Source organism: Actinomadura rubrisoli, from assembly GCF_004349215.1.
In the GTDB taxonomy this organism is placed as follows: Bacteria; Actinomycetota; Actinomycetes; order Streptosporangiales; family Streptosporangiaceae; genus Spirillospora; species Spirillospora rubrisoli.
In genome coordinates, this window is sequence record NZ_SMKU01000407.1 from 1 (window position 1) to 7,591 (window position 7,591).

Consider the following 7,591-nt stretch of genomic DNA (forward strand, 5'->3'; position numbering starts at 1 on the left):
CCTCCCCCCCGACTGGCCGGGCCCCACCCTCCGCTCCCACTACGAACGCTTCGAAACAGACTTCGAACACCTCCTCACCAACCACGTCCTCTCCTGACCTCACCCGCGCGGCCGTCGCCCCAACGCCGAAGATCTTGCTGGCCACCCCGCACCGCCACGGTCTAGGCTCACCACTGGTCGTCGGCCTTTCCCCGCGAGGCCGGACGTGCCCGTAGAACGCCGACCAGACGGGGGCCCGATGAGCCGTGCGGCACAGGCGGCGGCGCAACTGCAGCGTGTCAAGCAGCTCGCCGAAGAGCACGGCCCCGCACTGAAACCCGCGTACACCCTCCTCGCGGAGGGAGCCCTGGTCGGCCCGGGCGCGGACCAGCTCCACACAGCCCTGGGATACGGGCACCAGGACGTCCGGTCCGCCTTCTACTCCGCCTACGACTCGGTACGCCGCCTCGCGGCCGAGGAAGCCCCCCGCCTCGGGGACCCGTACATCGCCGGCCCTCCACGCGGCACCCCCCGTCCGGACGGCGTCCGCAGTGGCTCCCCAGAAGCACTCACCCGCCTGAGCACCGAACTCGCTCGCGCCGGCCGCGCCTGGCAAGACACAGGCAGAGCCCTCTCCCAGATCCTCGGCGGCCTCGGCCTCAGCACGGCCCCCGGCCAGACCATCACCCGCGCCGGAACCCGCATCGCGTCCCACAAGGCCGAAGTGGACCGCCGCCGCGACGAGCTCCTCAAGGCCGACCAGCAACAACTCGTCCAGAACGCGGCCAACGCCGCACAGGCCGCCCTCTCCGCGCGCAAAGGCTTCCTCGGCACGGGGTGGAACCTCTACCGCCACCACTTCCTCCCCGGACTCTGGAAGGGCACCAAGGACCTCGGGTTGAGCGCCCTGGCCAGCAACCCGACCACGGCCCCCGTCTACTTCGTCGCCGCCAACGACAGCTGGATGAACCGCGGCCCGATCGGCCAGCTCAAGAGCCTCATCCAAGGCGTCCAGCACCCCGCCGGCTTCGCGAAGGCGGCCGTCAACTGGGACGACTGGAAACACGACCCCGCCCACGCGCTCGGCGAAGCCGTCCCGTCCATCATCATCGCCGTCGCCACCCTGGGCACCGGCTCCGGCAGCGGCGCCGCGTCCCGCCTCACCACCACCCTCCGCCGCCGCCAAGCCCCCGAACCGAGCCAAGGCGCCCGCTCCCTAAAAGAAGCAGCAGCGGAAGCCCCGAAAACACCCCCACCAACCCCCAACTTGGCAGGTGAGGGCGGCGCTCCCCACCCAAAGCATGAAAGCACTCCCGAAAATAACGCCAGAGAGCCACGACCGATCGATGAGTCGGAGAAGACATTCAATGACGCGGAGAGAAGGATTGCTGAGCTCCTGAACTCGGAAGGGAGTCACGTCCAGGCCCTACCGGAATCGACGACCCCTGGCGTGCGCAGACCAGATGCCACAGTCGACGGCATTCCGACCGAGTTCAAGAGCCTCAGCGTCGGCGCGCGCGCCAACACGGTCAAGAACGCGTTGAATTCCGCAAAAGGGCAGGCGCGGACCGCGATCATCGACGGCCGCGGCAGCGGCTTGACGGAGGAGTTGGCGCAGGAGGGCCTGAACAAATTCTTGAGACACAACCCGAACCGAATGGATTCGATTCGGATATTGGGCGACGGCTATGATATCACTTGGCCTTGAGGGGAGACGATGAGCAGTTACTACCAGATTTTTGTTGGAAAGGTTGGGCCGGAGGAGCGGCTTGTCGCTGATGTTGCGGCGGCGGCGGGGCGTGAGGTTCGGCCTGTTGGTTCGGGGGACGGCGGGATTTCTTATGCGGGGGAGGTTGATCGGGTTGCCGTAGAGATCGAGCTCTCGCATGAGTTCGAGGATGATATGGGCATCGCGTTCTCTCGCTATCCGGTGGTTGTGACATTCCGGTCTTATGACCGCGATCGGGCGCGGGAGAAGGCGGTGGCGGAGAGGGTCTTTGAGGGGTTGAAGGGGGACGGCTCGCGGGCCTTGGTGCTCGTTTTCGGCCTAGCGGAGGCGGTGGACACTTACGATCCGTGATCGCGAGGGCTGCAGCATCAGGTGGGGGGTAGCCTCGGTCTTGGGCGGACGCTCCGTTGTAAGCCGATCGAGCAGACCGAGGGCGAAAGGTCATGGTTGATATCACGTTGCTCGATTATGAGCTTTACATCCTCTATACGATGAGGGACGCGCCGCTTGAGCATGTTGACGACGCGCTTCGACGGGCAGGCGTCGACAGTGCTAGGTTGGCGCATTCTTATTGTCTGGTCGATCAGGAGAATTTCGCTGTGCGGCCGACCGCCTTTGAGGAGAAGACCCGGATCCTCGGTCCGCCGGTCGCCGAAGGCGTCCGCGAGATTCACGGCCGAACGTGCCCGGTGCGTTCATTCCGGCTTCCGCTCTGGCAAGAATTCCTGCTCGACATTTACGGAAATCCGGATGGGCGGGTCTGGGACGAGCGCTTTTCTCGCGCGCCCGAGCACACGGCGCCGGACGTCTCCGAACCCGCCGACCTCCGGCCGTGGAGCGTCATCAAAGAGGAAGTCGAGGCACGGTTCGGCCGCCTAGAGGAGGAGGAGCTCTGGCCTCCCTACGAGTCCTCCACCCTTCGTCATGTGAATCCCGAAGGAGACACCGACGAATACGATGTGGTCTTCTCCTGGAGACTCCTTCAGAGTATCCAGCTAGCAACAAAATCGAACGGCGGTCGTGTTTGATGCCGACTGTGGATCCCTCGACGAAGGGAGATGGTGGGCTCAACGCACAAGATTTTGAAGTCTATGTGCTCCGCACGATGGCCTGCGAGGAAAGCATGTCCGAGCGTGCTCTCGATCGGCTCGGAGTGTCCGTTGCCGAGTCCGAAGTAACGAGGCAGGCCGTCAGTGCGGCCACCCAATTGGCTCCTGGGCAGGTGGAGGAGCTGATCGAGATTCTTGGGGAGGGCATGACCGTGGTGCGGCGTCGGGACGGTGAGGTCGCCACGGTGGTCCGCCGCACCTTCGGGACGTGGCCTGGGCTTGTTTTCCAGGTCACCGCCAATGATGCGGGGATCTGCACCGACGCCCGCTTCGTACGTCCTCCTGATCAGGCTCCGGAGAAACCGTCGGATCCCTCGGCGCTTGAGCCATGGAAGTACACCAAGGACGAGATAGCGGAGTGGTTCGGCCCCTTGGAGGAGGGTGACGCCTGGCCTCCTTTTGAAGAGTTCGGTCTGCATGATGCGGAAGCAGGACAGAATCACGAGTACGACGTGGTGTTCTCTTGGGGCCTTCTCCAGAGTATTAAGCCAACCCGATAGCAATAGGGATGAGCATTTAAGGCGGTGGCGGAGAGAGTTTTTGAGGAGTTGAAGGGAGACGGCGCTCGGTCCTTGGTGCTTGTTTTCGGGCTGGCAGAAGTGGTGGACGCTTACGACCCGTGACCGTGAGGGCTGGAGCAGGGTGACAGGAGTTCGCCTGCTCCGTTGTAAGCCGACCGAGGGCGAAAGGTCATGGGGGCTCAGTACCGGCCGCTGACGTGCTCCCACCGGTTATCGCCGCTCACGATGTTGTGCAGGCAGTCGATGTACCGCCTGAGGTCGCCCCGCTCGGTGGGGCTGAGGATCTCGTCGAAGTCGCGGATCTGTGGTTCGAGACGCCGTAGTCGCAGATAGCGCTCGTGGACCATGTCCCGCAGCCGCTCGAATGCCTGCGGCCTGGTCAGGCCGTCCACGTTCTCGGCGATCAGCAGCAGGTTGTTGCGGCCGTCCCCGGCCGCGGCCTCCTTGTCCGCCGACACCAGATCGTTGGTACAGGTGATGATCTCCGCGCAGCACTGGCGGATCTCATGCAGCAGGGGCGTGTGCCACGCAGGCGCAGGGGCCTCGAAGTCGTGCACCACCTCCAGCATGTCGAAGATCGGGAACACGCACTTGATGATCACCAGCTGGCACAGCGTGCTGGTCCGGCCGTAGACCCGGTTCGTGACCTCGGCGATCTGCGCGGCGAGGTAGTCCCGCCAGTGCGTGGCCGCCCGGTCCCGCCAGTCCCGCGACCGGCCTCGGCGGCTGCGCTGCCACAGGTCCGAGAACGCCTGTACCCGCGGCGTCCGGGACCGCGGGGTCTCGCCGTCGGGCAGCGTCAGGCAGGCGGCCATCTCCTCGCACATCCTGGCGGCGGACGCGACGTCCTTGCCCACCGGGCCGTCGAAGACGTCGTCGAACGGGGTGAACACCCAGCCCAGGTAGTCGGCCGCGATCTGCAGGCGGTCCGCGTCGGCGTCCGGGTGCCACCAGGCCGCGCTTTCGGCCAGCAGCCAGCGGCGGTACTGCTCCTCGTTGAGCCGGATGTCAGGGGCCAGCCCGAACCGTTCCATCCATTCGAGGGCACGCTGCCGGACCAGGTCGAGCTGAGGGTGCTCCCCCTTGATCGTCCAGGGGCAACCGAACTCCACGTGTCGTAGCGCGGTATCCAAGGTCCATGGCCCACTGGTGTGCAACGGTTCTCCGCGGCTGTCCACCAATTCCAGGCCGTCCGCGATACCCCGAGCTGGTGTCATAGTTTTCTCCTGAGCAAAAGACGTATATTGAAACGGAAGGCGACCGCGGCGTAACGCCGGTTGGCCGACACCGGGAGCCGCTGGCCCTCCCCGACAGGAACGCGCGTCGGCAACTGCCCACGGCCTGCCTTCTCTGTCGTTGTGGAACCGCCTCCTGGCTTCCCGCGACTCAGGGTGGTCTGCCATTGGAAACGGTCTGCTGGGTGGCGCCCGCTTCCAGTACTCCTCAGATACGACTGGCCGTCAAGGCATCGCCGAATCCGGCATGTCGCGCTTTGCGGGCGTGTCGCGCACTCGTCCAATCCATCGCCGAACCGGCGCCTCCTCCGCGACCCGCACGCCGGCTCCAGGTGTCGACTGCCATTCTTTCTCCGCGGCGATCGAGTAGGGCGCGTGCCGACACCTTGGAAGGCGGATGGTAAGGGATCTCTCTATCGTCCGGAACGTTGTCATAGCCAGCTGTAATGATCGCGAACGCTGTTGATGCGGGCCGGGTGCTTGATCAATAGCGAAGACCTCCGGTGTGGTGGAGGTGCGGATGTGCGCCTTGCGTTGGGACCGCAAGCTGAGACCGGCCCGGATCGGGGTGATCCTGGGCATGCCGGCCTTGCGCACCGCCCTCGACGGCATGACCCCCATCCCCTGCATCAACCACTCTTCGGATCACTGCACCTAGCCGCTGGCGCGCGTTACGGCGGTGTAGCCGTGGTTGACGATCAGCTCGGCTGCCGCCTCGTAGGCGGCGGGGTCGTCGGGGACGGTCGTGCCCAGGCCGTCCACGTAGCGGTTGTACATGCAGAAGGCGGCGGCGATGAGGACCGTGTCGTGCAGTTCCAGATCGGTGGCGCCGGCGTCGCGGGCGGCCTGGATGTCGTCGGGGCGGACCTGCGGTCCGCCGCGCTGGACGGCCTCCGCCACGCGCAGCAGGGCCTTCAGCTTTCCGGAGACCGCCGCCGCGTCGGGGTCGGCGCGGAACTGGGCGGCGAGCCGTCCGCCCTCGGGTAGTTGGGCCGCCGCGAAGGCCGCGTGGGACGAGGCGCAGAACTCGCAGCCGTTGAGGTCGGAGACGTAGGTGGCGATCAGCTCGCGCTCGCCGCGGCTCAAAGTGCTCGGTCCCCGCAGTAACGTCTCGGCGAGTTCGGTCATCGGGCCGGCGGTCTCGGGGCGGTAGGCGAACAGCGAAAAGATGCCGGGGGCGTCGTTTTCGAGGTCGATGTGCGGCACTGGTTCCTCCCGGAGGTCGATTGGCACACTGTGGTGCTGCACGGCTGGAGTTTGCCTGAATCGTGATCTCGATGGCCTTGTTCGGCCATCGATTCGTGGGCAGAGTCTCCCGGTGGCCCGCAACGGTGCGGGGCCCGCGTCGGGAGGTGGAGGTATGGGCTCGGTCTTGTACGGGATGCTCCGTCGCAAGCCGATCGAGCAGATCGAGGACGAGTCCGCGTCGTCCGGGCTGACGCGGACGCTGGGGCTGTGGCAGCTCACGGCGATCGGCGTCGGCGGGATCATCGGTGCCGGGATCTTCTCGCTGGCGGGGGCCGTGGCGAACGAGAAGGCCGGGCCCGCCGTGCTGATCTCGTTCCTCGTCGCGGGGATCGCGAGCGCGGCGGCGGCGTTCTCGTACGCCGAGTTCGCCGGGCTCATCCCGCGCGCGGGGTCCGCCTACACCTACGGGTACGCGGTGCTCGGCGAGTTCGCCGGGTGGGCGATCGGATGGGACCTGCTGCTGGAGTACACCGCGATCGTGGCGGTGGTCGCGATCGGGATATCGGGCTACTTCAACGACCTCCTCGGGTTCCTGGACGTGGACCTGCCGCTGTGGATGAGCGGCGCGCCCGGCACCGAGCCGAAGGGCGTCGCGGACGGCAGCTACAAGGTCAACCTGTTCGCGGTGCTGCTGTGCCTGCTGATCGCGTACGTGCTGAACCTGGGGATGAAGAGCGCGGCCCGGTTCGAGACGGCGCTGGTGTACCTGAAGGTCGGGATCGTCCTGCTGGTCATCGTGGTCGGCGTCTTCAAGATCAACAGTGGGAACTACTCGCCGTTCCTGCCGTTCGGGTGGTCCGGGGCGTTCACCGGCGCGGCGACCGTCTTCTTCGCGGTGTTCGGGTACGACGCGATGTCCACGGCGGCCGAGGAGTCGCGGGACGCGCGCAAGCACATGCCGAAGGCGATCATCTACTCGCTGGCGATCTCGATGGTGCTGTACGTGCTGGCGTGCCTGGTGCTGACGGGCATGGTCGACTACCGGGACATCGACCCCGACGCGGCGTTCTCGTCGGCGTTCGACTCGGTGGGGATGGACGCGCTCGGGGCCGTCATCGCGGTCGGCGCGATCCTGGGCGTGCTCACGGTGCTGTTCACGTTCATGATGGGCGCGACGCGGGTGTGGTTCTCCATGAGCCGGGACGGGCTGCTCCCCGCGTGGTTCGCCAAGACCCACCCGACCAAGCACGTCCCGACGCGGATCACCTGGATCCTGGGCGCGGGGTCGGCGCTGATCGCCGGGTTCCTGCCGATCGCCGAGGCGGCGGAGCTGACCAACATCGGCATCCTGCTGGCGTTCATCGTGGTGTGCATCGCCGTGATCGTCCTGCGGTACAAGCGCCCCGACCTGCCGCGCGAGTTCCGGACGCCGGGCATGCCGGTCGTGCCGATCATCGGTGTGGTCTTCTCGATCTGGCTGATCACGTTCCTGCAGTGGCAGACGTGGGTGCGGTTCGCGGTGTGGTTCCTGCTGGGCTGCGTCGTCTATTTCGCCTACAGCCGGCGGGCGTCGGCGCTCAACCCGTACCGGAGGGGCCCCAAGCGCTGAAGGTGATGACCTGGCGGACGGCCTCGCCGGTGTGGAGGCGGTCGAAGCCCGCATTGATCTCGTCCAGGGGCAGCCGACCGGAGAGCAGGGCGTCGACCGGCAGCGAGCCCGTCCGGTACATGGCGATGAAGCGCGGGACGTCGCGGCGGGGGACGCAGGAGCCCAGGTAGCTGCCGCGCAGGGTGCGTTCCTCGGTGACGAGGCTCAGGGCTGTCTCTTAT

General features: G+C 66.4%; 8 protein-coding genes. 5 read left to right on the forward strand and 3 right to left on the reverse strand.

The window, feature by feature from the left end:
• Nucleotides 1–238 precede the first annotated feature (238 nt).
• From E1298_RS49885 to E1298_RS41215, 4 genes are all read left to right on the forward strand, one after another.
• A complete protein-coding gene (locus tag E1298_RS49885; RefSeq protein WP_207945149.1) occupies nucleotides 239–1,687 on the forward strand; it encodes a CdiA C-terminal domain-containing protein in 1,449 nt (482 codons plus the stop codon).
• 9 nt (nucleotides 1,688–1,696) lie between these two features.
• Nucleotides 1,697–2,059, forward strand: a complete 363-nt coding sequence (locus tag E1298_RS41205; RefSeq protein ID WP_131902817.1) for a hypothetical protein — start codon at nucleotides 1,697–1,699, stop codon at nucleotides 2,057–2,059.
• Between the two features lie 92 nt (nucleotides 2,060–2,151).
• Nucleotides 2,152–2,736 carry a hypothetical protein gene (locus tag E1298_RS41210; RefSeq protein WP_131902818.1) on the forward strand — a complete coding sequence of 195 codons (585 nt, stop codon included), beginning with the start codon at nucleotides 2,152–2,154 and terminating at the stop codon, nucleotides 2,734–2,736.
• A gap of 8 nt (nucleotides 2,737–2,744) precedes the next feature.
• Nucleotides 2,745–3,317, forward strand: coding sequence for a hypothetical protein (locus E1298_RS41215; RefSeq protein ID WP_131902819.1), 573 nt, complete (start codon nucleotides 2,745–2,747; stop codon nucleotides 3,315–3,317).
• A gap of 200 nt (nucleotides 3,318–3,517) precedes the next feature.
• Here the strand turns inward: E1298_RS41215 and E1298_RS41220 are convergent, their stop codons facing one another.
• Both E1298_RS41220 and E1298_RS41225 read right to left on the reverse strand, forming a co-directional pair.
• Nucleotides 3,518–4,450: a terpene synthase family protein gene (locus E1298_RS41220; protein ID WP_131902820.1), complete on the reverse strand. Its 933-nt coding sequence runs from the start codon at nucleotides 4,448–4,450 to the stop codon at nucleotides 3,518–3,520.
• Between the two features lie 777 nt (nucleotides 4,451–5,227).
• A complete protein-coding gene (locus E1298_RS41225; protein ID WP_131902821.1) occupies nucleotides 5,228–5,779 on the reverse strand; it encodes a carboxymuconolactone decarboxylase family protein in 552 nt (183 codons plus the stop codon).
• A 154-nt stretch (nucleotides 5,780–5,933) separates the two neighbouring features.
• On the opposite strand from E1298_RS41225, the gene E1298_RS41230 reads away from it, so the two are divergent.
• The gene (locus tag E1298_RS41230) at nucleotides 5,934–7,370 is read left to right on the forward strand and encodes an amino acid permease (protein ID WP_131902822.1); all 1,437 of its coding nucleotides are present in this window, start codon (nucleotides 5,934–5,936) and stop codon (nucleotides 7,368–7,370) included.
• Here E1298_RS41230 and E1298_RS50885 read toward each other — a convergent pair.
• Nucleotides 7,339–7,491 carry a hypothetical protein gene (locus tag E1298_RS50885; protein ID WP_243726151.1) on the reverse strand — a complete coding sequence of 51 codons (153 nt, stop codon included), beginning with the start codon at nucleotides 7,489–7,491 and terminating at the stop codon, nucleotides 7,339–7,341. The genes E1298_RS41230 and E1298_RS50885 overlap by 32 nt on opposite strands.
• Nucleotides 7,492–7,591 lie beyond the last annotated feature (100 nt).